Source organism: Dechloromonas hortensis, assembly GCF_009469765.1.
Classification (GTDB): Bacteria; Pseudomonadota; Gammaproteobacteria; order Burkholderiales; family Rhodocyclaceae; genus Azonexus; species Azonexus hortensis.
In genome coordinates, this window is sequence record NZ_SSSQ01000008.1 from 154,147 (window position 1) to 179,524 (window position 25,378).

Genomic DNA, 25,378 nt, shown 5'->3' on the forward strand with positions numbered 1-25,378 from the left:
CCGGCTGCGGTCACTTGCGCTGAATCAGGAAAAGGCGGGAGAAGCTGCTATTTGCGCCAGAAAGCCGGCGTCAGCACGACCAGCAAGGTGAATATTTCCAGGCGGCCGAGCAGCATGGCGAAGATGCAGATCCAGGTCTGGAAGTCTTCCAGCACTTCGTAGGTGGTCGATGGCCCGACCACGCCGAGGCCCGGCCCGGTGTTGTTGACGCTGGCGACGATGGCGGTGAAGGCCGAAACGATGTCGAGGCCGGTGAACGCCATCAACAGCGTCAGAGAGGCAATGCTGACCATGTACATGAAGGCGAAAGCGAGCACCGCGAAGAGAATCGGCTGCGGCGCCATCTGGCTGCCGATGCGGACGTTGTAGACGGCGCTCGGGTGCATGGCGCGCAGCAGTTCGCGGTAGACCTGCTTGTAGAGCAGCAGGGCCCGCATCATCTTGATGCCGCCGCCGGTCGACCCGGCGCTGGTCACGAAACTGGACAGAAACAGCATCCACAGCGGGGCGAAGATCGGCCATTGGGCAAAATCAACGCTGGCAAAGCCGGTCGTCGTCGCGATCGAGACCAGGTTGAAAGCGGTATGGCGAACTGCCGTATCGAGATCGGGGTAGGCGCCGTCCTTCCAGATATAGATCGCCACCGCCATGATGCTGAGCAGCGTGATGCCGAGAAACCAGCCGGCTTCCGGGTCGCGCAGATAAGGGCGCAGCGAGCGCCCATTGACGGCGAGGAACAGTGTGCCGAAATTCATGCCGGCGATCAGCATGAACATGACGGCCACCCCTTCGATGGCCGGCGAATTGAAAAAGCCGAAACTGGCATCGTGGGTCGAGAAACCGCCCAGGCCCATCGTCGAAAAGCCATGGCAGACTGCGTCGAACCAACTCATGCCGGCCCAACGGTAACCGACGATGCAGGCGATCGATACCCCAAGATAGACCAGCCACAAGCCCTTCGCCGTCTCGGCGATGCGCGGCGTCAGCTTGGCATCCTTCATCGGCCCCGGCGTTTCGGCCTTGAACATCTGGCGGCCACCGATGCCGAGCAGCGGCAGGATGGCAATGGCCAGCACGATCAAACCCATGCCGCCAACCCAGACCAGCTGGTGGCGCCACAGGTTGACCGACATCGGCAGCGTATCGAGGTTGGCGAGCACCGTCGAACCGGTCGTCGTCAGCCCGGACACCGCCTCGAAATAGGCATCGGTATGACTGATGCCCAGTTGCAGCATCAGCGGGATGGCGGCAAAGGCCGGCAGCACCGTCCACACCAGCACGACCATCAGGAAGCCGTCGCGGATGTTCAGCTCACGCTTGCAATTGCGGTAGCGGTACCAGAGAAAGGCGCCACACAGCATGGTCAGCAGAAAAGCCTCGTCGTAGGCGGTTTGTGCGCCGTCGTTGGTGAGGTAGGAAACGATCAGCGGCGCCAGCATGGTCAGGCCGAAGAGCATGACGATCATGCCCAGCGCGCGATATACGGGAGCGAAGCGCGTCATGGTCGACCTTTCAAAGGAAGTGGAAACCGACCTGGAACAGCTTCTCGACCTTCTTGACCAACTTCTTGCGGGTGCAGAAGACGATGACGTGGTCTTCCGCCTCGATCAGCGTGTCGTGGTGCGCGATCACCACTTCGCCGTGCCGGGTGATCGCCGTCCAGTCGTCGGTCTGGCCGACGATGACGGCCTGTTCGAAATTGCGGACGACGGCAGCCACCGTCACGCCGCTCGGCCAGTCGATCTGGTCGATCCGCTTGCCGACCACCTTCGAGGTCTGGGCATCGCCGTGGGCGACGATTTCCAGCGCCTCGGCCGCCCCGCGACGCAGCGAATGCACTTCGGCGACGTCGCCCTGGCGGACATGGGCGAGCAAAGTACCGATCGAGACCTGGGCTGGCGAAATACCGATGTCGATCGGCCCGCCTTCGATCATCTCGGCATAGGCCCGGCGGTTGATCAATGCCACCACCCGCTTGCAGCCAAGGCGCTTGGCCAGGCTACCGGACATGATGTTGTCTTCGTCGTCATTGGTCAGCGCGAGGAAGAGATCCATCTCGGCAATGTTCTCCTGCTCCAGCAGCTCCTCATCGGTAGCGTCGCCGAGCAGGACCAGCGCATTGTCGAGTTCGTTGGCCAGTACTTCGGCGCGCTCCTTGCGGCCTTCGATAACCTTGACCTCGTAGCGCCTTTCCAGTGTCCTGGCCAGCCGGATGCCGATATTGCCGCCGCCGGCGATCATGATCCGCTCGACCGGCCGCATCATCCGCCGCAACTGGCGCAGCACCGGCCGGATATGTTCGGCCGCGGCCAGCAGGAAGACCTCGTCACCGGCCTCGACGACGGTATCGCCCTCGGGAAAGACCGGCTGGTCGCGGCGGAAAATGGCGGCGATCCGGGCATCCATTTCCGGCGGCAGATGCTCGCGCATCTGCTTGATCGGCTGGCCGACCAGCAAACCGCCTTCATAGGCGCGCACCGCCACCAGGCTCACCCGGCCCCGGGCGAAATTGAGCACCTGCAAGGCTTCCGGGAATTCGATCAGACGGCAGATGTAATCGGTGATCACCTGCTCCGGGCAGAGCGCAAAATCGACCGCGAAATTTTCCTCCGACAACAGGCTGGCATCTTCGAGAAAGTCGCGCGAACGCAGGCGCGCGATCCGGGTCGGCACATTAAAGACGCTTTGCGCCAGCTTGCAGGCCACCAGATTGGTCTGGTCACTCTGCGTCACTGCAATGATCATGTCGGCATCCTCGGCCCCGGCCTCGCGCAGGATGCTCGGTGTTGCCGCGTTGCCGACCACGGCACGCAAATCCAGCTTGTCCTGCAGGACCATCAGGCGCACCCCGTCGCTATCGACGACGGTGATATCGTTTTCTTCGGAAACCAGACCTTCCGCGACGCTTGCGCCGACCTGGCCGGCGCCGAGAATGATGACTTTCATGCAACCCCCGTTGTTGACCGCCCGACTCTCCGGCCCCGGCCGCTCGGCCAGCGGAACACTCCCCCAAGCGCTCCGCCGGCCGAGGGCCCTTTATTCTTCGCTGCGCTTGCCGAGTTTTACATCAAGTTGCTTCAGCTTGCGGTACAGGTGCGTCCGCTCCAGGCCGGAACGCTCGGCCAGTTTTGTCATATTGCCACCCTCCAGCCGTAGGTGGTGCTCGAAGTACAGTTTTTCGAAGGCATCGCGCGCTTCGCGCAAGGGCTGTTCGAGCAGCGGCAACAGCGAGGCCAGTTCGCGGCTGCCACCCTCGTCACGCGGCATGACGCGAGTCACGTCGTCGGCCGAAATCTCTTCGTCGAGCGCGGTCAGCGCCAGGTTGCGCACGAGCCCGTAGAGATCGGTCCAACTGGCTTCCGGCAGGTTTTTCCAGGGCAATGTCCGCAGCGCGTTGAGCGCCCCGGTCGAAAAGCGTCGCGGCTGGACTTCGCCGCGTTCGACGAAATTGGTCAGCAGCAGGCTGGCGATCTCCGGCAGCTCATCGGCATGGCCGGCCAGCGAAGGCATGGCAATCCAGATTTCGCCGAGGCGCGTCACCAGCTTGTTGTCCCAGCCGGCTTCGAGCAACGATGGCAGCGGCCGGGCAATGGCGGCGACCAGTTGCAAATTGAGCTTGTCCAGGCGGTCGACCGCATAGGCCAGGTTCATTTGCTGCATTTTGCCGAGCGCCGACAGGTCCGGCACAAAGAGCAGACCGCCGCTGACTTTTTCCAGCATTTCCTGAGTCAGCGCACTGCTCACGCTGGATAGATCGAGCCACGGTGCGCGCGGCGGTTGCAGCGTGCGGGCGCAGATCTCCGCCATGCCGCCGGTCGCCCCCTTGAGCAGCAGCAAGGGCGACTTGGCAGCCGCCTGTTCCAGACGGCGCTTGAATTCCTTGACGAACGCGGAGCGGCCGAAGGCTTCCAGGGTCAACGGCAAACGCTGCGGCGGCGCATCGTGCTTGAGCGCCTTCTGCACCGTCGACAGCAACTTCTGCAGCGCAATCGGCTTTTCCAGGAAGTCGAAGGCGCCGAAGCGGGTCGCCTCGACCGCCGTATCGATCGTGCCATGCCCCGACATCATCACCACCGGCATGTTCAGATGACCGCCGGCATGCCATTCCTTGAGCAGGGAAATGCCGTCGGTGTCGGGCATCCAGATGTCGAGCAGGACCAGATCGGGACGCAGTTCAAGGCGTACCTGACGGGCTGCCGTGGCGTTTTCGGCCAGGCGGACGTCGTAGCCCTCGTCGATCAGGATTTCCGAAAGCAGTTCGCGAATGCCGACTTCGTCGTCAACGACCAGAATGATTGCCATTTTTGGCTTCCTCTTCTTTCACCAGGGGCAGGCGGATATCGATCCGGGCGCCGCCCTCCGGTGCATTGCTGATTTCAATAGTGCCCAGGTGTTCTTCGACAATTTTCTTGACGATGGGCAGGCCAAGGCCGGTACCGCGCGCCTTGGTCGTGACATAGGGTTCGAAGATGCGCGGCAACAGTTCGGCCGGAAAGCCGGGCCCGTTGTCGGCGATCTGCAGCCGGGCAAAGCGACCGGCCGTTTCGGTGGAAATCTCGATGCGGGTCTCGTCCCGCCCTTCCAGGGCATCTTCGGAATTGCGCAGCAGGTTGTGGATGATCTGCCGCAGTTGGGTCGCATCGCCAAGCACCGGTGGCAGATGTTCGGCGAGCCGGGTTTCGATGCGGGCCGACGAGCTTTCATAGAGGCCGAGCACCTCGCCGATCAGCTCGTTGAGATCGAGCGGCGCCACTTCCGGGGCCGGCATTCGGGCGTAGTCGCGGAAGTCGTCGACCATGCGCTTCATCGCCTGCACCTGGTTGATGATGGTCTGCGTGCCACGGGCCAGCATGTCGGCATCACCGTTGGCCAGCTTGCCGGCCAGCTTGAACTGCAGGCGCTCGGCCGAGAGCTGGATCGGCGTCAGTGGATTCTTGATCTCGTGGGCCAGCCGCCGGGCAACCTCGCCCCAGGCTGCACTGCGCTGGGCGGCGATGATCCGGGTCACATCATCGAAGACGACGACGTCACCGCCGCCGCTCGCCTCCGGCAGGCGCGAGCCGCGCAGCAGCAGTACCTGCGGCATGCCATTCGGCCGCTCAAGTTCGAGCTGGCCCTGCCACTCGGCATCTTCGGTGCTGGCGAAATGTTCGCGGATGAATTGCCCCATGATGCTCTGGCGCGGCCAGTTCTCGACCGACTCGCCAACCAGACCCTGGAAATCGTCGTTCAGAACGGTCAGTGCCCCTTCGTTGATCGTGCGCAGCACGAAGCGACGGTCGAAAACCAGTACCCCGGCCGACAGGTTGGCCAGAATGGATTCGAGATAGCCGCGCGCCGACTCCAGCTCGGCCCGGTGGCGCTCGGTTTCGCGCCGGGCATCGTCGAGCTGGCGGGTCATCTGGTTGAAGGACTGAGTCAGGATGCCCAGTTCGTCGCCACTGTAGATCGCCTGGCGCGGCGAAAAGTCGCCCTGCGCCACAGCCTGCGTCCCTTCGGCCAGGATGTAGAGCGGCGCGGCCAGCCGGCGGGCCATCACGTAGGCCAGCGCGAAGGCGCCGAACAGCGCGACGAGCACGGTCAGGGTCAGGGTCAGCGCATAAATCCGGGTCAGCCCCTGGCGAGCCAGCTGCAGTTCCTGGTAATCGCGATAGACGGCCTGCACCGCATCGGCGTCATGGGCCAGGCTGGGCGGCACCGGATGGGTCAGTTGCAGGATGCGCGGCTCTTCAAAGACGTCACGCGCCGCCACCGCAACCAGCACGCGCAGGTAGAGTTTGCCGCCCTCGCCTTCGACCGAGGTCACCGCCCGCGAACTGCGCGCCTGCTTGAGCTGGCTCTGGCTCGGCAGTTCGGGCAGCAGGCTGCTCAGTTCGCTGGTCGCGCTCGACAGCAACTGGCCGCCGACCGAGAACAGCGCCGCCGACTGCACGCCCTTTTCCTCACGCAAGCGGAGCAGCGCCGAACGTCGCGACACTTCCTTGATGTCCGACAGCTCGGTGGCCATGCTATGTGCCTTGTCGCTGAGGTCGGCAAGCAGCGAGTCGAGTGCCGAGCGGCCCAATTGCAAGCCGGATTCAAGCGCCTTTTCAACCCGCACGTCGAACCAGCTTTCGATCGAGCGGGTGACGAACTGCACCGAAACGCCATAGACCAGCGCCCCCGGCAGCACGGCGATGACCCCGAACATCAGCATCAGGCGCAGCTTGAGGCGGGCACCGAAGACCTGCGCCTGATAGTCGCGCCACAGCGAACGCAACTGCCAGCCGACCAGGCCGACCATGCCGAGCGCCAGGATGATGTTGAGCCCGATCAGCAGCGGGTAGTTGCGGGAAAAAATGACGGTGTCGGCCGCCGTCGACATCAGCAACAGGAACCAGAGGATGCCGCCGACGGCTGCGGCCAGGGCGCCGCCTGCGGCGAGGAAGCGCTTCACTTGGCCTCCGCCGGCAGCGGCTGCGGCGTCACCACTGCCGCAGGGGCCGGGCCGGGTGCGGCAACCGGTAGCGCTGCCGGCAAGATCGCCGGCCACAGCTTCCAGTCCGAACTCAAGCTCCATTCCTTGTTGCCAAGTGCGCTGATCTGAAAGGGGCGCGGCAACTGGGTGATATCGAGCCGCAGGCGCAGCGCCGCCTGATAGGGCTCGCCGGGACGCACCGTCTTGTCTGCCTTGTCGATGACCAGCCAGTTACGCAGGTGCGACAGCATGCGCAGCGCTTCGGACAAGGTCGAAAAAGACTGGTGCAAGGCGCCGGTGGACAAGCGATATTGGCGGGTCAGCGCATGATAGGAGAGACGGAAAGTCTGGCTGCGCGTGCCGAGCTTTTCATCGAAGAAGTACCAGCGCGGTCGGGAGAGTTCGAAATCGGCGACGAAATGGAGCACGACGCCTTTGGTCACCGCCTCTTCCAGGCGCGGATTCAGATCGAAATTGAAGTCGGCGGCGAGGATGTAGCCATCCTCGCCCAGCGTGATTTGCGGATTGGCGACCTCGATCTCGGCGGTCAACGCCACCGCCGGCACGAAAACGAGCAGCGCTAGCCAGCAGCGCAAACTCAGCCGCAGCTGATCAAGAAAGTTTTTCGAGCAGGCAGTAAAAGAAGCCATCGTGTTCGGCAGTGGGTAAAAGCTGTTCCTCATGGCAACGGCGGGCCTGCGGCTGGCGAGCAAGAAAATCGTCGATCTGCAGGCCATTTTCGGCTGGGAAGACCGAGCAGGTAGCGTAAAGCAGTTTACCCCCGGGCCGGACGACCTGCCACAAGGCGTCGAGGATGCGCGACTGGGCCGCGGCAAAGCTGGCGATATCGGTTTCCCGGCGCAGCCATTTGGCATCCGGATTACGGCGCACGACACCGCTCGCCGTACACGGCACATCGGCCAGCACCGCATCGAAGGGCTCGCCGTCCCACCAGGTATTCAGCTTGGCGCAATCGGCGGCCTTGATCGCGGCGCTCAGGCCCAGCCGATCGAGATTTTCAGTCACCCGCTTGCAACGCGACGGTTTCAGATCCAGCGCCAGCAGATCGAGTTCCGCCCGCTCCAGCAAATGCGCCGTTTTGCCGCCCGGCGCGGCGCAGGCATCGAGGACCCGACTGCCCGGGCGCGGGTTGAGCAGGCTGGCGGCCAGTTGGGCGCCAGGGTCCTGCACCGAAACCAGGCCGTCGGCAAACCCGGGCAAACGATCGACCGGCACCGGCTTGTCCAGGGCCAGCCCGGCCTCGCCGACCGCCGTCGCGGCAATGCCTTCAGCCGCCAGCCGGGCCTGATAGTCGGCCCGCTCGCAACGCCGCTGATTGACGCGCAAGGCCATCGGCGGCGCGGCATTGCCGGCGGCGACGATGGCCGGCCAGTCTGCCGGATAAGCTGCCTGCAAGCGGGTCAGCCACCAGTCCGGATGCTGGAACTCGGCGACCGGATCTTCCACCAGCGCGGCCGTCAAGGCCGTCTGCTGGCGCAGAAAGTTACGCAGCACGCCATTGACCAGCGGGCGCAAATGCCCTTCGGCCAACTCGCCGGCCGCGCTGACGGCCTGATCGACCACGGTATGCGCGGCATCGGGCCGCGTTTCCAGCCGGTAGATGGCGACCAGCAACAGGGCCCGCACTTCCGGCTCGGCCAGCGGCTTGCTGAGCAGGCGACCGAGGAAGAAATCGCCCCGGCCATAGCGGCGCAGGCTGCCATAGACGAGATCCTGCACGGCCGGCCGGGCTACCGGGTCGACGCGGGCAAGCAGGCCGTCGGCCAGGCTTTGCCCGGCGAAAACGGCAGTGTTGATGCGGGCGGCTTGCAGCAGGGCAAACCCCAGGGAATTGGGCGGCAGTCTGGACATAGGCCGCGATTATCGCACGGGGCATAATGCCGCCATGCGCCGAATGCTCATTGCCCTGTCCCTTCTGCTGGCCGCCCCCCTGGCGCAGGCCTGGAACGCGGCCGGCCACCGGCTGACGGCGGCCATCGCCTGGCAGCAGCTATCGCCGCGCACGCAGGCAGTCATCGCCGAGGCACTCAGTCAGCATCCGGACCACCAGCGCTGGCGCGACCGGGCGCGCAGCGACGAAGCCGGCGCCCTCTTTGCCGAGGCAGCGACCTGGCCGGACGATATCCGCAACGACCCACGCTTTTACGACGAGCAGCGCGAACCGGCGACGCCGCCTCTACCCGGCCTGAGCGACACGGCACGCCACAAGCGTTGGCATTACGTCGACCTCGGCGCCGACGGCAAACCCCGCAAAGGCGAACTGGACAGGCAGATCGAGCGACTCAGCCGAGTCCTTCGGTCGACGGCCCAAAACGAGCAAATTTCCTACGCCCTGCCCTGGCTCATTCACCTGGTCGGCGACATCCACCAGCCGCTGCATGTCGGCCGCCATGACGACGAAGGCGGCACCGAACTGGAAATCGAGAACCCGTTCAACAAGCGCCTGCCGTTCACCAGCCTGCATGTTTACTGGGACGACCTGCCCGGCCCGCCCTGGCTGCGCGGCAAACGACTGGACAATAACGCGGCCCGCCTGCTCGACACCTACCCGGCTCCGGCCCAAGGTACGGTCGCGCAATGGCGGGACGAAAGCCACCGCCTGCTCGCGGCGGCCTATCCGCCGGCGACCGGCAGCCTGTTGCCGATCGTCAGCGAGGAGTTTCACCAGCAGGCGCGCGCCATTGCCCAGCGCCGCCTGGTCGAAGCCGGCTACCGGCTGGGCCGTTTGCTGGAAAGCATTTTCGCCCAGCGCATTTCACGTGGAACGTCATAAAATCACGCCATGCACGGAATCCACCTCATCGCCGACCTGCACGACTGCCGTTGTCCACCGGGCTTCTTGCTCGATGGTCCCGGCCTTGAGGCGTTTTGTGTCGAAGCCTGCACGCGGCACGGTCTGACCGTCGTCGGCCGCCTGTTCCATCCATTTCGCGATGCCCACGGCGAGGCCGCAGGCGTCACCGGCACCGTCGTCCTCGCCGAGTCCCACCTCGCGCTGCATACCTGGCCGGAAATCAGTGCCGTCACCCTCGATGTGTACGTCTGCAATTTCAGTGGCGACAACAGCGAGCGCGCCCACGCCCTCTTCCGCGACGTCATCGCCGCCTTTGCCCCGGCCCGCACCGAGCGCATCGAGGTCAAACGCGGCCAACTCGGCATTCGCGAGCAGATCATCGACCCAGCCCCGCCCGACCCGGCGTAGTAACCGGCTGCTACCCGCCGTCGGGCAATTCTCCAGACAATGCATGACAGCGCCCCGGCATTTACGCCAGGCGCCGAACGACAACCAAGGAGACAAAAATGGCTGCCCAGAAAATTCTGATGATTACCGGTGACTACACCGAGGATTACGAAACCATGGTGCCCTTTCAGGCGCTGCTGATGGTCGGTCATGCGGTGCACGCCGTCTGTCCGGGCAAAAAGGCAGGCGACTCGGTACGCACCGCGATCCACGATTTCGAAGGCGACCAGACCTACAGCGAAAAGCCGGGCCACAACTTCACGCTGAATGCCAGCTTCGCCGACATCAAGGCCGAGGATTACGATGCGCTGGTCATTCCCGGCGGCCGCGCCCCGGAATACCTGCGCCTGAACCCCGAGGTGCTGGCCATGGTCCGCCACTTTACCGACCGCAACAAGCCGATTGCCGCCATCTGTCACGGCGCTCAATTGCTTAGCGCCGCCGGCGTGCTCAGCGGTCGCTCCTGCAGCGCCTACCCGGCCTGCGCGCCGGAAGTGCGGTCGGCCGGTGGCAACTATGCCGAAATCCCGGTCGACCAGGCCCACGTCGATGGCAACCTGGTCACCGCTCCGGCCTGGCCAGCCCACCCGGACTGGCTGGCCAAGTTCCTGCAGGTTCTCGGTACCCGCATCACGCTTTGATATGCTGCACGGGCAGCCGGCGGCTGCCCGATCCGACCAGGAGGCGCCATGTGTGAAATCTACGTCAAAGCCGACCCCATGCTCTACGAGTCGCGCGCCCGCTCGCTGCGCATCCACGGCTTCGTCACCAAGATCCGGCTGGAAAACCTGTTCTGGGACATCCTGGCCGAACTGGCCGGCAACGAGGGGATGACGACCAACCAGTTGATCGCCAAGCTCTACGATGAAATCGAGGCCTACCGCGGCGAGGTCGAGAACTTTGCCTCTTTCCTGCGCGTCACCTGCCTGCGCTACCTGACGCTGCGTCACCAGAAAGCCGGCGAGCGGCCCAGCCTGGCCGTCGTCGGCACCCTGCCGCCGGCAGCGCAACACCTGTCACGCAATCTCGGCGCCGCCTGAGCACGGTATCAGCGCATCGCGCGCAAGCGGGCAATGCGCTCCGCGGTCGGCGGGTGCGTCGAGAACAGGCTGCGCAAACCATCGCCGGACAGCGGATTGAGGATCATCATTTGCGCCGTTTCCGGATGCGCTTCGGCCGGCGCCATCGGGATGCGACCTTCCGCATAGCGCTGGATCTTGCCCAGCGCGTCGGCCAGCGCCTGCGGGTCGCCACTGATTTCGGCCCCGCCGCGATCGGCCTCGAATTCACGGGCCCGCGAAATCGCCATCTGGATCAGGCTGGCCGCCAGCGGCGCCAGGAAGGCAACCAGAATGCCGGCCAGCGGATTGACCGGCCGCCCATCCGCGTCCCGCCCACCGAAGAACATCACAAAATTGGCCAACGCCGAAATGGCCCCGGCCATGGTCGCGGAAATGGTCGAGATCAGGATATCGCGATGCTGAACGTGGGCCAGTTCGTGTGCCATGACACCACGCAACTCACGCGCCGAGAGCAGTTGCAGGATGCCGCGCGTCGCCGCCACCGCCGCATGCTCCGGGTTGCGCCCGGTGGCGAAAGCGTTCGGCTGATCTTCATCGATGATGTACACCTTCGGCATCGGCAGGCCAGCCCGCCGGGTCAATTCACGCACCATGTTGTAGAACTGCGGCGCGCTGTATTCGTCCACCGGCTGGGCGTTGTACATCTTCAATACCATGGCGTCGGAGAACCAATAGGAGAACAGGTTCATCGCACCACCGAAGAGCAGCGCCAGCATCATGCCGGAACGGCCGCCAAGCACGCCGCCGACGATGCCGAACAGCGCCATGATGGCCGCCATCAGCAAGGCCGTCTTGATCCAGTTGAACATTGCACACCTCCGCGAGGCTATCGGACTACCTGTTAACTATTGGCAGTCCGGCAGAATTCAAGCAGCAATATCGAAACGGTCGCCGACCTTCAGCGGGTTGCCGGCGAGAAATTGCTGCACCGGCAGGCGCTTGCCACCGGCTTTCTGCAATTCGCTGACCGCCAGGGCGCCATCACCGCAAGCAATGACGATACTGCTGCGGTCGACCGCCAGAATCCGGCCAATTTCACCCTGCCCGGCCACCGGGCTGGCCTGCCACAACTTGACGGTCTGCCCGCCAAGCAAGGCCTGCGCGCCGGGAAAGGGATTGAAAGCACGGATATGGCGATCCAGTTCGGCCGCGCTTTTCGACCAGTCGATCAGCGCCTCGGCCTTTTCGATCTTGGACGCGTAGGTGACGCCCGCCACCGGCTGCGTTTCAGCCGGCAGTGGCAATTTGGCCAAGGCCTCGACAACCAGCCGGCCACCCAGTTCGGCCAGACGGTCGTGCAGCGTCGCCGTTGTATCGGCGGCTTCAATCGGGAAGGCGCCGCGCAACAGCACCGGACCGGTATCCAGCCCGGCCTCCATCTGCATGATGCAGACACCGGTTTCGGCATCACCGGCCAGCAAGGCGCGCTGAATCGGCGCCGCCCCGCGCCAGCGCGGCAACAATGAGGCATGGATGTTGATGCAACCGAAGCGCGGCAGGTCGAGTACGACTTGCGGCAGGATCAGGCCGTAAGCCGCCACCACCATGACCTCGGCACCGACGGCCGCGATCTTCTCCTGGGCCACGGTCTCTTTCAGCGTCAGCGGCTGAAAAACTTCGATGCCATGTTCCAGCGCCAGCTTCTTGACCGGCGACGGCTGAAGGCTCATGCCCCGCCCGGCCGGACGATCCGGCTGGGTCAGGACCAGCGCCACCTGGTGACCGGCGTCGATAATCGCCTGCAGAGCTTGCGCGGCAAACTCCGGGGTTCCCGCAAAGATCAGCTTCATGCGGTGACGCGCGCCTGCTTGGCCAGCTTGTTCTTGATGCGCGCCTGTTTCAGTTGCGACAAATGATCGACAAAGACCATGCCATTCAGGTGATCCAGTTCATGCTGGATACAGACGGCGAGCAAACCGTCGGCTGCCAGCGACTGCGGCTTGCCGTCGAGATCGAGGTAATGCACGGTGACCCGCTCGGCACGCTCGACCTTGTCGTAGATGCCGGGTACCGACAGGCAGCCCTCCTCGCCGGTCTGGCTGCCATCGTGGTTTTCCAGGCGTGGATTGATGAAAACGCGCAGATCGTTCTTCTCTTCCGAAATGTCGATCACCACCACCTGCTTATGGACATCGACCTGCGTCGCAGCCAAGCCGATACCGGGCGCTTCGTACATGGTTTCCGCCATGTCGGCGACCAATTTACGGATGCTTTCGTCAATATTTGAAACCGGTGCCGCGACTTTTTTCAGACGGACATCGGGGAAACGCAAAATGGGTAGAAGTGCCATATGGTAAAAGGAGGAAAAGCTTGCTCGATTAGGTTATTACGTGCAGAATCTCAAGCAATTCCCGAGATTTGGAGCGGGTTGCCGGATGCTGCTCAGACAGCGTTATTCGCACCTTGTTCCAGCGGCACGAGAGGTTACGACTATGGTTCGCATTATATCCGCGCTCATCCTGGCCGTGACGGCCGTCTGCGCATCCGCTCAAGAGCCGCTCAAGCTTGTGGACAACCCGCCCGACCGCCATATCGTTGTTCCCGGCGACACCCTGTGGGCCATTTCCGGAAAATTCCTGCAGCAGCCTTGGCGCTGGCCGGAAATCTGGCAGATGAACAAGGCCGAAATCAAGAATCCGCACCTGATCTACCCGGGTGACGTCGTCATTCTCGACCGTTCCGGCGCGACCCCGCGCCTGCGCATCGGCAAGTCCATCAAATCGGGCGGTGGTACCGGCAAGCTGCAACCGCAGGTACACAGCGAAGCCGTACAGCAGGTCATCCCGAGCATTCCACCCAATATCATCGAAGCCTTCCTGTCGCAGCCGCTGGTCATCGAACCCGGTGCCCACGATGGCATCGCCCGCGTCGTCGCCTCGCAGGAAGACCGCACATTCATGGGCAATGGCGACGTCGCCTTTGTGACCGGCATTAACGATGCCAGCGTCGTCAACTGGAGCATCTTCCGTCCGGGCAAGCCGCTGAAAGATCCGGAAACCGGCGAAGTGCTCGGCCATGAGGCCTTCTTCCTCGGCAATGCCAAGCTGGTCCAGCCTGGTGAGCCAGCAGTGGTCCGCATCGTCCTGGCCAAGGAAGAGATCGGCCGCGGCGACCGTCTGCTGCCGACCCCGCCGGCCAATATCATCGCCTACGCGCCGCACCGCCCGGAACAAGAGGTCGCCGCCAAGGTGATGTCGATCTACGGCGGCGTCAACGAAGGTGGCAAAGGCTCGGTTGTCACCTTCAACCGGGGCCGCAACGACGGCCTCGAAGTCGGCCATGTCGTCGCCCTCTTCCGCAACCGGGTTTCGCTGGGCTTTGACGAAAAAGGACGCCGCGTCTCGACGCCGATTCCGGAAGAACGTTACGCGCTGGCCTTTGTCTTCCGCGTCTTCGACCGAGTCGCCTATGCGCTGGTCGTCGAATCCTCGAAGTCGGTAATTGTCGGCGACTCTGCCCGGAATCCATGAACAACCTTGAAGGCTTGGCCGCCTGGCTGCGGCTGACCCTGATTCCCGGCATTGGCGGCGAGACGCAAAGAAAGCTTCTCGCCGCTTTCGGTTTACCCGAGGCCGTTTTCTCCGCTGGCCGCTTGGCCGCCCGCAGCGTCATCGGCAACCGGGCCGATTTACTATTCGATTTTGACCCCTCCGAGGCCGTCGACCGCAGCCTGGCGTGGGCCAGCCAACCCGACCAGCACATCCTGACCTTGGCCGACGCGGCCTACCCACGCACCCTGCTCGAAATCGCCGATCCACCCAGTGTCCTTTACGTCCGAGGCAACGCTGCCTTGCTCCAGCAGCGGGGCCTGGCCATGGTCGGTAGCCGCAATGCAACACCGCAGGGCCTGCAAACTGCCGAAAGTTTCGCCAAGGCACTGGCCGGCAAGGGATTGAGCATCATCAGCGGCCTGGCCCTCGGCATTGATGCCGCTGCCCATCGCGGCGCGCTGGCGGCTGGCGGCAATACCATCGCCGTCATCGGCACCGGGGCCGACCGTCTTTACCCGGCTCGCAACAAGGAGTTGGCGATGGCGATTGCCGACCAAGGTGCCATCGTTTCCGAATTCCCGCTCGGCACCCCGGCCATCGCTGCCAACTTTCCGCGTCGCAACCGCATCATCTCGGGCCTCTCCTGCGGCGTCCTGGTGGTCGAGGCCGCTCCGGAAAGCGGCTCGCTGATCACCGCGCGCCTGGCCGGCGAGCAAGGGCGCGAAGTATTCGCCATTCCCGGTTCGATTCATTCGCCGGTCGCCCGTGGTTGCCACAAATTAATCAAACAGGGCGCCAAGCTGGTCGAAACGGCGATGGATGTCCTGGAAGAACTCGGCAATATTGCCGAGCCTGTCACGGTCACCTTGCCGGCAGCCGCTACCGAAGAAAATGTGCTGCTTGCCGCCCTCGGCCACGATCCATGCAGCCTGGACGATCTGCTCGAACGCAGCCGACTGAGCATCGAGCATTTGCTCACCGAACTGCTCACCCTGGAATTGGCCGGCCTGGTTGCGACCTTGCCCGGCAACCGCTACCAGCGACTGAACTAAATCGCTGCATATATATAGATGGCTTGCCAAGCCGCTCGCCGGGCACTTATCATGCCCCGGCACTCATCAGGCAGAACCCATGACCAAAAAGCTAATCATCGCTGAAAAACCTTCCGTCGCCGCCGACATCGCCAAGGCGCTGGGGGGGTTTACCAAGCACGACGACTATTTCGAAAGCGACACGCACGTTATCTCGTCGGCCGTCGGCCATCTGCTCGAACTATCCTGCCCCGAAGAATTCGAGGTCAAGCGCGGCAAGTGGTCCTTTGCCCATCTGCCGGTCATTCCGCCGCACTTTGCGCTGAAGCCGATCGAAAAGACCGAGTCCCGCCTCAAGGTGCTCAACAAGCTGATCAAGCGCAAGGATGTCGAAGCCCTGATCAACGCCTGTGACGCGGGGCGCGAAGGCGAATTGATCTTCAATTACATCGCGCAACACTCGAAGACCACCAAACCAATCCAGCGCCTGTGGCTGCAATCGATGACCCAGGGCGCCATCCGCGACGGTTTCTCGCGCCTGCGCAATGGTCAGGAAATGCAGGGCCTCGGTGATGCCGCCGTCTGCCGTTCAGAATCCGACTGGCTGGTCGGCATCAACGGCACGCGGGCGATGACAGCCTTCAACTCGAAGACCGGTGGTTTCCACCTGACCACCGTCGGCCGCGTACAAACGCCGACGCTGGCCATCGTCGTCGAACGTGAAAAGAAAATCCGCGAATTCAAACCACGCGACTACTGGGAAGTTGAAGCCAGTTTTGCTGCCAAGGCCGGCGAGTACGCCGGCAAATGGTTCGATGAAGGCTTCAAGAAGGAAGACGACGAACACGCCCGTGCCGACCGCCTGTGGGAAAAAACCAGGGCCGACGCGATCCGTGCTGCGACGCTCGGCAAGCCCGGCATCGTCAGCGAGGAAGCCAAGCCGGAAACTCGCCTGTCGCCGCTGCTCTTCGACTTGACCAGCCTGCAGCGCGAAGCGAACGCTCGCTTCGGCTTCTCGGCGAAGACCACACTGTCGATCGCCCAAGCGCTCTACGAAAAGCACAAGGTGCTGACCTATCCGCGGACCGACTCGCGCTGCCTGCCGGAAGATTACCTGCCGACGGTCAAGGAAACCCTGACCATCCTGACCGGCGAAGGTGCCGGCAAGGGTCACGATGAAGTGCTGTTGGCCCGCTACTCGCCGTTTGCCCACCAGATTCTTGCCCGTAACTGGGTGTTGCCCAACAAGCGCATCTTCAACAACGCCAAGATCAGCGACCACTTCGCGATCATCCCGACGCCGCAGGCCCCAAAGAACCTCAACGAGGTCGAGCAGAAACTCTACGACTTCGTCGTCCGTCGCTTCCTGTCCGTCTTCTTCCCGGCCGCCGAGTACATGGTGACCACCCGCATCACCCGCGTCGAAGGCCATCCCTTCAAGACCGAGGGCAAGGTTCTGGTCAATCCGGGCTGGCTGGCCGTGCATGGCAAGGAAGGCCAGGAAGGCACCGAAGGCAACCTGGTTGCGGTCGACAAGGATGAAAAGGTCAAAACCGAAGAAGTCACGGTCAAGGCCAACGAAACCAAGCCGCCGCCGCGCTATTCGGAAGCCACCCTGCTCTCCGCCATGGAAGGCGCCGGCAAGATGGTCGACGACGAGGAACTGAAGGCGGCGATGGCCGGCCGCGGTCTCGGCACCCCGGCGACGCGCGCCCAGATCATCGAAAACCTGATCGGCGAACAGTACATGCTGCGCGAAGGCCGCGAGCTGATTCCGACCGCCAAGGCCTTCTCGCTGATGACGCTATTGAACGGCCTCGGCATCAACGAACTGACCCAGCCGGAACTGACCGGCGACTGGGAATGGAAGCTCGGCCGCATCGAAAAAGGCGAATTCACGCGCGACGAATTCATGCGCGAAATTGCCGAGATGACCCGGCACATGGTCGAACGGGCCAAGACTTTCGACAGCGACACCATTCCTGGCGATTTCGGTGTGTTGACCGCCAAGTGCCCACGTTGCGGCGGCGAGATTCGCGAAACCTACAAGAAATTCCAGTGCGGCGGCTGCGATTACTCGCTGTGGAAGATCGTCGCCGGCCGCCAGTTCGAACCGGCCGAAATCGACACCCTGATCAACGAAGGCCAGATCGGCCCGCTGACCGGTTTCCGCAACAAGATGGGGCGCACCTTCGCTGCCGCGATCAAGCTCAACGACGAAAAGCTGCCTGAATTCGACTTTGGCCAGGACAAGGCCGACGAAGCAAACAGCGAGCCGGTGGACTTCTCGGGGCAGACCAGCCTCGGCAAGTGTCCGAAATGCACCGGCAACGTCTACGACCACGGCACGTCGTACGTCTGCGAAAAATCGGTCGGCCCGGACAAGAGTTGCGATTTCCGCTCCGGTAAGATCATCCTGCAACAGCCGATCGATCCGGCCCAGATGCAGAAATTGCTCAACGACGGCAAGACTGACCTGCTGAAGGAGTTTGTCTCCAACCGCACACGCCGCAAGTTCTCGGCCTATTTGGTGGCCAAGGATGGCAAGGTCGGCTTCGAGTTCGAGAAAAAGGTCGCCAAACCCAAGGCGCCGGCCAAGAAGAAGGCGGCCGAAGCAGAATAAGAAAAGGGGCCGACGGCCCCTTTTTCTTGTCCCCGAACAGGGACTGGCGTTTCACGTGAAACCTCAGCGCCGGGCAGTAGCCCCCGGCAACTGGCAGGACAACAAGGCCGCCCGCACCGCATCGATCGCCTGCGGCCGCGGGAAAGTCACTCGCCAGACCAGGCCGACCGTACGCGACGGCTGCTGGCCGGCAAAGGGCAACACCTTGACGAGCGGCTCCTTGTCGATCAGCGGATCGGCCGCCGTGCTTGGCATCACCGCGACGCCGGCACCGCTCGCCACCATGTAGCGAATGGTTTCCAGCGAACTGCCTTCGAGTGAATCGGCCAGCGCATCGGGTGCCGTCAGACGCGGACAGGATTCCAACACCTGATCACGGAAGCAGTTGCCCTGACCGAGCAATAGCAAGTGCTGACCATCCAGTTCATCGGCATCGACATCGGGCCGACTGACCCAGGGATGACTAGCCGGTATGACGACACGGAACGGCTCCTCGTATACCGGCTGCGCCACCAGCCCGGCTTCGGCGAAGGGCAGCGCAATGACGATAATGTCGAGCTCCCCTGCTTTCAAGGCCGGAATCAGGTTGGCGGTGAAGTCTTCCTTCAGGAAGAGCGGCATCGCCGGCGCTTCCTTATGGAGGGCCGGGATCAGTTGCGGCAGCAGATAGGGCGCAATGGTGTAGATGACACCGACGCGCAACGGACCGCTCATCGGGTCGCCGGCTGAGCCGGCGATTTCTTCCAGGCGCACCGCTTCATCGAGCACCCGCTTGGCCTGGGCGACGATCCGCTCGCCGAGGGCGGTAATCCGCACGTCGCTGGCGGTACGCTCGAAAAGCGCCGCGCCAAGCTGGCCTTCAACCTTTTTCAGGGCCACCGACAAGGTCGGCTGGCTGACATGGCAGGCCTCCGCCGCCTTGCCGAAATGGCGCTCCCGGGCAAGTGCCACGATGTAGCGCATTTCAGTCAGGGTCATGCGCTGTAACCCAGCTTTTGCAGGTCGGCCGGCGTCAACCAGCGCCATTCGCCGGGCTTCAGATCATCCGGCAGACTCAGTTCGCCGACCGCCTCGCGATGCAGTTCTTCGACCCGGTTGCCAACCGCGGCGACCATCCGTTTGACCTGATGGTATTTGCCTTCGGTCACGGTCAGGCGCAGCAGGTTTGCACCGGCAATTTCGGCACCGGCCGCGACGATCGGTTCCGGCTCGTCGTTCAACAGCACGCCGGCCAGCAACTGGTCGATTTGCGCCTGATCGAGCGGGTGCTTGGTGGTCGCCAGATAGACCTTGGGTACCTTACGCTTGGCCGACGACAAGGCGTGATTCAACTGGCCGTCGTTGGTGATCAGCAGCAAGCCGGTAGTGTCTTCGTCGAGCCGGCCGATCGGCTGCACCTCGCGCTCACGCAATGGCACCGGCAGCAATTCAAGTACGCCCTGATGATGCTTGGGCTTGCGCGAACATTCGTAGCCGACCGGCTTGTTGAGCATCAGCGAGGCATATTCAAGATAGGGCCAATCGACCCCATCGACCGAGAAGATCAGGCCTTCGGTCGGGATTTCGGCAAAGGGGTCGTCGCAGACCTGGCCATTGATGGCGACACGTTCGTGCCGGATAAGCGAACGGCAGCCTTTGCGGGTGCCGAAGCCGTGTTTCTGGAGGATACGTTCTAGTTGCATGGCGAGAATGCTAACATCCGACCATGAATTTCGAACACCTTATCCAGATCAACGACCCGGAAAACCCGCTGGTCGATACCCTGAACCGCGACCAGCTCTGGCAGGGGCTGCTGCATCGCGTCGAGAACCCCGTGCCCTTCCTGCCCGGGCTCGAAGCCTGCACCATTCTTGAGCGGCAAGGCAATGAACTGTTGCGCGAACTCGATTTCGGCGCCGCCGTAATCCAGGACCGCGTGACGCTGGCCGAAGCGCACTGGGTCCGCTTCGACATCCTGCCCTCCGAAGCCCATGCCGGCGGCAGCCTGACCATCACCATCGAGGAGCCGGAGCCGTTTTTCCTGTTCCTGCGCTTTGCCTATCAGACAACGCTGGCCAACAACCCGAATTCGGAAGACCGGGCCTATATCGAGTACGTCAAGTCGGCCTACCACCAGTCCGACGTCGACTGCGTCCGCATCATCCGCACCCTCGCCGCCGGCGGCAATCCACAGTAAGCCGCGCAATAAAAAGGCCGGCAGCGCATTGCGCTCCGGCCTATTGGGGACTGCTGCGGTCGACGCCCGCCAGCGGGCAAAAACCGCTCTCGCTTAGTTGACGCCCTGGCTGGCCAGGTAGTCCTCGTAACCGCCAAGGTAGTCGATGATCTTGCCATCGCTCTTCACTTCGAAGACGCGGGTGGACAGCGAGGAGACGAACTCCCGGTCGTGCGAGACGAAGACCAGGGTACCGGGGAATTTTTCCAGGCCGCTGTTCAGCGCTTCGATCGATTCCATGTCGAGGTGGTTGGTCGGCTCGTCCATGATCAGCACGTTGTGCTTTGACAGCATCAGCTTGCCGAACAACATGCGGCCCTGCTCACCACCGGAAATGACGTTGACCGGCTTCTTGACCTCGTCACCGGAGAACAGCAGGCGGCCCAGGGTGCCGCGAATCAGGGTTTCCAGGTCGCCGCCATCTTCGATGGTGGCGCGGGCATAACCGGCGATCCACTCGGTCAGGCTCTGCTCACCGGCGAACTGGGCGCTGTGGTCCTGCGCGTAGTAACCGGGATTGGCCTTTTCGGCCCATTTGATCGTGCCGAACTGCGGCGTCACTTCACCCATCAGCAGCTTGAGGAAAGTCGTCTTGCCGACGCCGTTTTCACCAATCACCGCAATCTTTTCACCGGCGTTGATGGTCAGCGTCAGGTCGTTGAAGATCTTGCGCTCGCCGCCTTCGTAGGTGAAGGAGAGGTTTTCGATCTCGACGGCCTGGCGGTGCAGCTTCTGCTTCTCGTCGTAGTCGAAGCGGATCCAAGGGTACTGACGCGACGACGGCTTGACGTCTTCCGGCTTCAGCTTGTCGATCAGCTTCATGCGGCTGGTCGCCTGCTTGGCCTTGGAGGCGTTGGCCGAGAAGCGGCGGACGAAGGTCTGCAGCTCGGCGATCCGTTCCTTGGCCTTGGCGTTGGCGTTCTGCTGGCGCTCGCGGGCGGCCTGGGCAGCTTCCATGAAGTCGTCGTAGTTGCCGGCATAGGTGGTGATCTTGCCGTAGTCCAGGTCGGCCATGTGGGTACAGACCTGGTTCAGGAAGTGACGGTCGTGCGAGATGATGATCATCGTCGACTCGCGGGCATTGAGGATGTCTTCCAGCCAGCGGATGGTATTGATGTCGAGGTTGTTGGTCGGTTCGTCGAGCAGCAGGATGTCCGGATTGGCGAACAGCGCCTGGCAGAGCAGCACGCGCAGCTTCCAGCCGGGCGCCACCTGGCTCATTGGGCCATCATGCTGTTCGGTCGGGATGCCGACGCCGAGCAGCAGTTCGCCGGCCCGCGACTCGGCGGTGTAACCGTCGTATTCACCGACCTTGCCTTCCAGCTCGGCGGCCTTCATGTAGTCGTCTTCGCTCGCTTCCGGATTGGCGTAAATCGCGTCGCGTTCCTGGATCGCCGCCCACAGTTCCTCGTGGCCCATCATCACGACGTCGAGGACACGCATGTCTTCGTAGGCGAACTGGTCCTGTTTCAGATAGGCCATGCGCTCGTGCTTCTCTTTCGAGACATTGCCGGCCGACGGTTCAAGCGCCCCGCAGAGGATCTTCATGAAGGTCGACTTGCCGGCGCCGTTGGCGCCGATCAGGCCATAGCGGTAGCCTTCGCCAAACTTGACGTTAACGTTCTCGAACAGGGGTTTGACCCCAAACTGCATGGTGATATTGGCGGCGACAAGCACGGCGGTTCCGATCTGAAAATAACGGTAAAACGAAGGGCCGAATTTTACCTGTTTTCAAGGGGTTGACCGCAGCAAGGGAACATTTTGCTGCACTGCGGTGTAAGATTTGCGACCACAAGAAAAACCTCGGGATTGAGATACAGCACCATGGTTCCACACCTGACAACCGCCCTCACCGGCCCCCTGCTCGAACTCGAACGCAAGTTCCTCGACAGCAGCCCCCAGATCGAACACTGGCTGCGTGGCCAATGGCAGGAATACACGCCGCCCTTCTACTCGTCGTGCGATCTGCGCAACTCCGGCTTCAAGCTGGCCCCGGTCGACACCAACCTGTTCCCGGGCGGCTTCAACAACCTCAATCCGGCCTTCCTGCCGCTCTGCGTGCAGGCAGCGATGAGCGCCATCGAAAAATTCTGTCCGGAAGCGCGCAGCCTGCTGCTGATTCCGGAAAACCACACGCGCAACCAGTTCTACCTGCAGAACGTCGCGCAACTGGTCGATATCCTGCGCCAGACCGGCCTCAACATCCGCCTCGGCTCGATGCTGCCGGAAATCGACAAGCCGACGCCGATCGAACTGCCGAACGGCCAGAGCCTGCTGCTCGAACCGCTGGTCCGCAACGGCAACCGGCTCGGCGTCGCTGGCTTCGAGCCCTGCGCCATCCTGCTCAATAACGACCTCTCGGCCGGCATCCCGGCCATCCTGCAGAACCTGCACGAGCAGGTCGTACTGCCGCCGCTGCACGCCGGCTGGGCGGTGCGCCGCAAGTCCAACCACTTCGCCGCCTACGACCAGGTTGCCAACGACTTCGCCAAGGAAATCGGCATCGATCCCTGGCGCATCAACCCGGCCTTCTCGGTCTGCCGCAGCATCAATTTCCATGAACGCCAGGGCGAGGAATGCCTGGCCGCCAACGTCGCCGCCGTGCTCGACATCGTCAAGGAAAAGTACAAGGAATACGGCATCGACGAGACGCCCTACGTCGTCGTCAAGGCTGACGCCGGGACCTACGGCATGGGGGTGATGACGGTGCGCGATGCCGACGAAGTGATCGCCCTCAACCGCAAGCAGCGCAACAAGATGAGCGTTGTCAAGGAAGGCCTCGAAGTCTCCGAGGTGCTGATCCAGGAAGGCGTCCATTCCTTCGAGACGCTCAACGAGGCGGTCGCCGAACCGGTGATCTACATGATCGACCGCTACGTCGTCGGCGGCTTCTACCGCGTACATACCGGGCGCGGCAAGGACGAGAACCTCAACGCGCCGGGCATGCACTTCGAGCCGCTCGCTTTCGATACCGGCTGCAACCTGCCGGATTACCGCTGCGGCAACCCGGACTCGCCCCCCAACCGCTTCTACGCCTATGGCGTGGTCGGTCGCCTGGCCTGCCTGGCCGCCGCCGTCGAACTCGACCGCACAGCGCCGGAAAACGACTGAACACGACCTTGCCGACCCAACAACTCCATTTCGAAAAGCACCTGCTCGGTGGCAGCAGCCAGTCGCTGCGCCTCGCCTTCGTACTCGATCCGCTCGACCATTTGAAGGCCTGGAAGGATTCCTCGGTGGCGATGATGCGTGCCGCCGAAAAGCACGGCCACGACGTCTACGCCATCGACGCCGCGACGCTGTGCTGGCGCCGGCCGGAGCCGGGCCATCATGCCGGCGGCGTCTTCGGCGAGGCGGTGCATCTGCACCTGCGCCCGGACGACCATGACTGGTTCCGCGAAACCCGCCGCGAATGGCTGCCGCTCAAGGCCTTCGACGCGGTCGTCATGCGCAAGGACCCGCCCTTCGATTTCGAATACCTGACCGCCACCTGGCTGCTCGAACGGGCCGAGGCTGACGGCGTCCGCGTCTTCAACCGGCCGCGGGCGCTGCGCGACCATTCGGAAAAGCTGGCGATCACCGAGTTCGACCACTACACGCCGGCCACGCTGGTCGCCCGCGACCCGCACCAGCTGCAGCATTTCATCGACGAACAGCGTGACGTCATCTTGAAGCCGCTCGACGGCATGGGCGGCAGCCAGATCTTCCGCATCCACCGCAACGACCCGAATCGCAACGTCATCCTCGAAACGCTGACCCACGACGGGGCGCGCACCGTGATGGCGCAGCGTTACCTGCCCGAGATCAGCGCCGGCGACAAACGCATCCTGCTCATTGCCGGCAAGCCGGTGCCGTTCTGCCTGGCACGCATTCCCAAGGCCGGTGAAACACGCGGCAACCTGGCGGTCGGCGGTACCGGCGTCGCCCAGGAACTGTCGCCACGCGACCGGGAAATCGCCGAAGCCCTCGGCCCCATCCTGTTCAAGCGCGGCCTGCTCCTGGTCGGCCTCGACGTCATCGGCAGCCACCTGACCGAAATCAACGTCACCAGCCCGACCTGCATGGTCGAAATCCGCCAACAGACTGGTTTCGACGCGGCCGGTGCCTTCATCACCGCCCTCGAACACGCATGCGGCATTGCCTGATCCTGCTCGCGCTGGCGCTGCTCGCCGCTTGCGGTCGCACGCCCTTGCAGGAACAACAGGCCTACGTTTTCGGCACCCGGGTCGAAGTATTGGTCGTCAGCGCCGAACCGGAACAGGGCCGGCAGGCAATTGCCGCCGTGCTGCGCGAATTCGACCGCCTGCACCGCGCCTACCACGCCTGGCAGACCTCCGAACTGACCGCCCTCAACGATGCCATCGCGGCCGGTAAGCCGCTCAGCGTGACGCCTGAACTGGCGGCGCTGGTCGGTGAGGCGCAAGCCCTCAGCGCGCAGGGCAATTACCTGTTCGACCCGGGCATCGGTCAGCTGATCAAGCTCTGGGGTTTCCAGGCCGACGAGTTCAAGGCCGAACTGCCCCCGGCGGCGGCGATCAAGGACTGGCTGGCGAAAAAGCCGTCGATTGCCGACATCGTCATCGACGGCAACCGGATCAGCAGTCGCAACCGCCAGGTCGCCCTCGACTTCGGCGGTTACCTGAAAGGCGTCGCCCTCGACCGTGCCGCCGCCATCCTACGCGCCCAGGGCATCAACAACGCGCTGATCAATATCGGCGGCAACGTCATGGCACTCGGTAGCAAGGAAGGCAAGAAATGGCGGGTCGGCATCCAGCACCCACGCCAGCCCGGCCCGATGGCCACCGTCGCCCTCGACGACGGTGAGGCGATCGGCACCTCCGGCGACTACCAGCGCTTCTTCGAAGTCGATGGCCAGCGCTATGCCCACCTGCTCGACCCACGCACCGGCTACCCGGCCGACCAGACGCAGGCGGTCACCGTGCTCATTCCGGCCGGACCGAAAGCCGGCACGCTGTCCGACGCCAGTTCGAAGCCGATTTTCATCGCCGGCCCGGACGGCTGGCGGGAGATGGCGAAGCAACTCGAAATTGGCCTCGTTTTGCGGGTCGACCGCAGCGATCGGATTTTTGTCACCGAAGCGCTGCGCCAACGCCTTGAATTCATCGGCCAGGCGCCGGCGCTGACTACAATTCCCTAAAACAGCCACGGTCTAGCGCCGGGCAGCGCCAAATCATCCCCCCAAGCAGCAGTTTTATG

Annotated in this window: 23 protein-coding genes; 11 read left to right on the forward strand and 12 right to left on the reverse strand. The window is 63.2% G+C overall.

The window, feature by feature from the left end:
- Positions 1-47 precede the first annotated feature (47 nt).
- The 6 genes from GH663_RS14020 to rsmB all read right to left on the reverse strand — a co-directional run bounded on the left by GH663_RS14020 (position 48) and on the right by rsmB (position 8,329).
- Entirely contained in the window at positions 48-1,502 is a 1,455-nt protein-coding gene (locus tag GH663_RS14020) for a TrkH family potassium uptake protein (protein WP_153132338.1), read from the reverse strand.
- Positions 1,503-1,512: 10 nt separating this feature from the next.
- Positions 1,513-2,946, reverse strand: coding sequence for a Trk system potassium transporter TrkA (gene trkA, locus GH663_RS14025; protein ID WP_153132339.1), 1,434 nt, complete (start codon positions 2,944-2,946; stop codon positions 1,513-1,515).
- A gap of 90 nt (positions 2,947-3,036) precedes the next feature.
- Positions 3,037-4,302, reverse strand: coding sequence for a sigma-54-dependent transcriptional regulator (locus tag GH663_RS14030; RefSeq protein ID WP_153132340.1), 1,266 nt, complete (start codon positions 4,300-4,302; stop codon positions 3,037-3,039).
- Positions 4,280-6,436 carry a sensor histidine kinase gene (locus GH663_RS14035; RefSeq protein ID WP_170291421.1) on the reverse strand — a complete coding sequence of 719 codons (2,157 nt, stop codon included), beginning with the start codon at positions 6,434-6,436 and terminating at the stop codon, positions 4,280-4,282. Before GH663_RS14035 ends, GH663_RS14030 begins: the two co-directional genes overlap by 23 nt.
- Positions 6,433-7,107, reverse strand: coding sequence for a DUF4390 domain-containing protein (locus GH663_RS14040; protein ID WP_153132342.1), 675 nt, complete (start codon positions 7,105-7,107; stop codon positions 6,433-6,435). The genes GH663_RS14035 and GH663_RS14040 overlap by 4 nt, the downstream gene beginning before the upstream one ends.
- A complete protein-coding gene (gene rsmB, locus GH663_RS14045; protein WP_153132343.1) occupies positions 7,070-8,329 on the reverse strand; it encodes a 16S rRNA (cytosine(967)-C(5))-methyltransferase RsmB in 1,260 nt (419 codons plus the stop codon). Before rsmB ends, GH663_RS14040 begins: the two co-directional genes overlap by 38 nt.
- A gap of 34 nt (positions 8,330-8,363) precedes the next feature.
- On the opposite strand from rsmB, the gene GH663_RS14050 reads away from it, so the two are divergent.
- The 4 genes from GH663_RS14050 (at position 8,364) to GH663_RS14065 (ending at position 10,759) form a co-directional block, all read left to right on the forward strand.
- Positions 8,364-9,251 carry a S1/P1 nuclease gene (locus GH663_RS14050; RefSeq protein ID WP_170291429.1) on the forward strand — a complete coding sequence of 296 codons (888 nt, stop codon included), beginning with the start codon at positions 8,364-8,366 and terminating at the stop codon, positions 9,249-9,251.
- 9 nt (positions 9,252-9,260) lie between these two features.
- On the forward strand, positions 9,261-9,680 hold the full coding sequence (locus GH663_RS14055; RefSeq protein WP_153132345.1) for an S-adenosylmethionine decarboxylase family protein: 420 nt from the start codon (positions 9,261-9,263) through the stop codon (positions 9,678-9,680).
- A gap of 98 nt (positions 9,681-9,778) precedes the next feature.
- Positions 9,779-10,360 (forward strand): DJ-1/PfpI family protein, encoded by a 582-nt coding sequence (locus tag GH663_RS14060; RefSeq protein WP_153132346.1) that lies wholly within the window; start codon positions 9,779-9,781, stop codon positions 10,358-10,360.
- 48 nt (positions 10,361-10,408) lie between these two features.
- Entirely contained in the window at positions 10,409-10,759 is a 351-nt protein-coding gene (locus tag GH663_RS14065; RefSeq protein ID WP_153132347.1) for a ribbon-helix-helix domain-containing protein, read from the forward strand.
- 8 nt (positions 10,760-10,767) lie between these two features.
- On the opposite strand, the gene htpX is transcribed toward GH663_RS14065, so the two are convergent.
- Genes htpX through def form a run of 3 tightly spaced genes read right to left on the reverse strand, consistent with a single transcriptional unit; the run spans position 10,768 to position 13,091 of the window.
- Positions 10,768-11,610 carry a zinc metalloprotease HtpX gene (gene htpX / locus GH663_RS14070; protein ID WP_153132348.1) on the reverse strand — a complete coding sequence of 281 codons (843 nt, stop codon included), beginning with the start codon at positions 11,608-11,610 and terminating at the stop codon, positions 10,768-10,770.
- A gap of 57 nt (positions 11,611-11,667) precedes the next feature.
- Complete coding sequence (fmt, locus tag GH663_RS14075) at positions 11,668-12,591, reverse strand: methionyl-tRNA formyltransferase (protein ID WP_153132349.1); 924 nt, start codon at positions 12,589-12,591, stop codon at positions 11,668-11,670.
- Positions 12,588-13,091 (reverse strand): peptide deformylase, encoded by a 504-nt coding sequence (gene def, locus GH663_RS14080; RefSeq protein WP_066885019.1) that lies wholly within the window; start codon positions 13,089-13,091, stop codon positions 12,588-12,590. Before def ends, fmt begins: the two co-directional genes overlap by 4 nt.
- 142 nt (positions 13,092-13,233) lie before the next feature.
- Here def and GH663_RS14085 point away from each other — a divergent pair, with 142 nt between their 5' ends.
- From GH663_RS14085 to GH663_RS14095, 3 genes are all read left to right on the forward strand, one after another.
- Positions 13,234-14,271 carry a LysM peptidoglycan-binding domain-containing protein gene (locus tag GH663_RS14085; protein ID WP_153132350.1) on the forward strand — a complete coding sequence of 346 codons (1,038 nt, stop codon included), beginning with the start codon at positions 13,234-13,236 and terminating at the stop codon, positions 14,269-14,271.
- Positions 14,268-15,344, forward strand: coding sequence for a DNA-processing protein DprA (gene dprA, locus GH663_RS14090; RefSeq protein WP_153132351.1), 1,077 nt, complete (start codon positions 14,268-14,270; stop codon positions 15,342-15,344). The genes GH663_RS14085 and dprA overlap by 4 nt, the downstream gene beginning before the upstream one ends.
- A 79-nt stretch (positions 15,345-15,423) precedes the next feature.
- Positions 15,424-17,946 carry a DNA topoisomerase III gene (locus GH663_RS14095; RefSeq protein ID WP_153132352.1) on the forward strand — a complete coding sequence of 841 codons (2,523 nt, stop codon included), beginning with the start codon at positions 15,424-15,426 and terminating at the stop codon, positions 17,944-17,946.
- 63 nt (positions 17,947-18,009) lie between these two features.
- Here the strand turns inward: GH663_RS14095 and GH663_RS14100 are convergent, their stop codons facing one another.
- Complete coding sequence (locus GH663_RS14100; protein ID WP_153132353.1) at positions 18,010-18,924, reverse strand: hydrogen peroxide-inducible genes activator; 915 nt, start codon at positions 18,922-18,924, stop codon at positions 18,010-18,012.
- Positions 18,921-19,628 carry a 16S rRNA pseudouridine(516) synthase gene (locus GH663_RS14105; RefSeq protein WP_153132354.1) on the reverse strand — a complete coding sequence of 236 codons (708 nt, stop codon included), beginning with the start codon at positions 19,626-19,628 and terminating at the stop codon, positions 18,921-18,923. Before GH663_RS14105 ends, GH663_RS14100 begins: the two co-directional genes overlap by 4 nt.
- 23 nt (positions 19,629-19,651) lie before the next feature.
- Between GH663_RS14105 and GH663_RS14110 the strand changes: the two genes are divergently transcribed.
- The gene (locus GH663_RS14110) at positions 19,652-20,122 is read left to right on the forward strand and encodes an SRPBCC family protein (RefSeq protein ID WP_153132355.1); all 471 of its coding nucleotides are present in this window, start codon (positions 19,652-19,654) and stop codon (positions 20,120-20,122) included.
- 93 nt (positions 20,123-20,215) lie between these two features.
- Here the strand turns inward: GH663_RS14110 and GH663_RS14115 are convergent, their stop codons facing one another.
- Positions 20,216-21,838 (reverse strand): ABC-F family ATPase, encoded by a 1,623-nt coding sequence (locus GH663_RS14115; RefSeq protein ID WP_153132356.1) that lies wholly within the window; start codon positions 21,836-21,838, stop codon positions 20,216-20,218.
- 147 nt (positions 21,839-21,985) lie between these two features.
- Between GH663_RS14115 and gshA the strand changes: the two genes are divergently transcribed.
- From gshA to GH663_RS14130, 3 genes are read left to right on the forward strand one after another with little or no spacing between them, the layout of a single operon-like run.
- Positions 21,986-23,272: a glutamate--cysteine ligase gene (gene gshA, locus GH663_RS14120; RefSeq protein WP_066885043.1), complete on the forward strand. Its 1,287-nt coding sequence runs from the start codon at positions 21,986-21,988 to the stop codon at positions 23,270-23,272.
- 8 nt (positions 23,273-23,280) lie between these two features.
- Positions 23,281-24,306, forward strand: a complete 1,026-nt coding sequence (gshB, locus tag GH663_RS14125) for a glutathione synthase (RefSeq protein ID WP_246181588.1) — start codon at positions 23,281-23,283, stop codon at positions 24,304-24,306.
- The gene (locus GH663_RS14130; protein ID WP_153132357.1) at positions 24,291-25,319 is read left to right on the forward strand and encodes an FAD:protein FMN transferase; all 1,029 of its coding nucleotides are present in this window, start codon (positions 24,291-24,293) and stop codon (positions 25,317-25,319) included. Before gshB ends, GH663_RS14130 begins: the two co-directional genes overlap by 16 nt.
- Positions 25,320-25,378 lie beyond the last annotated feature (59 nt).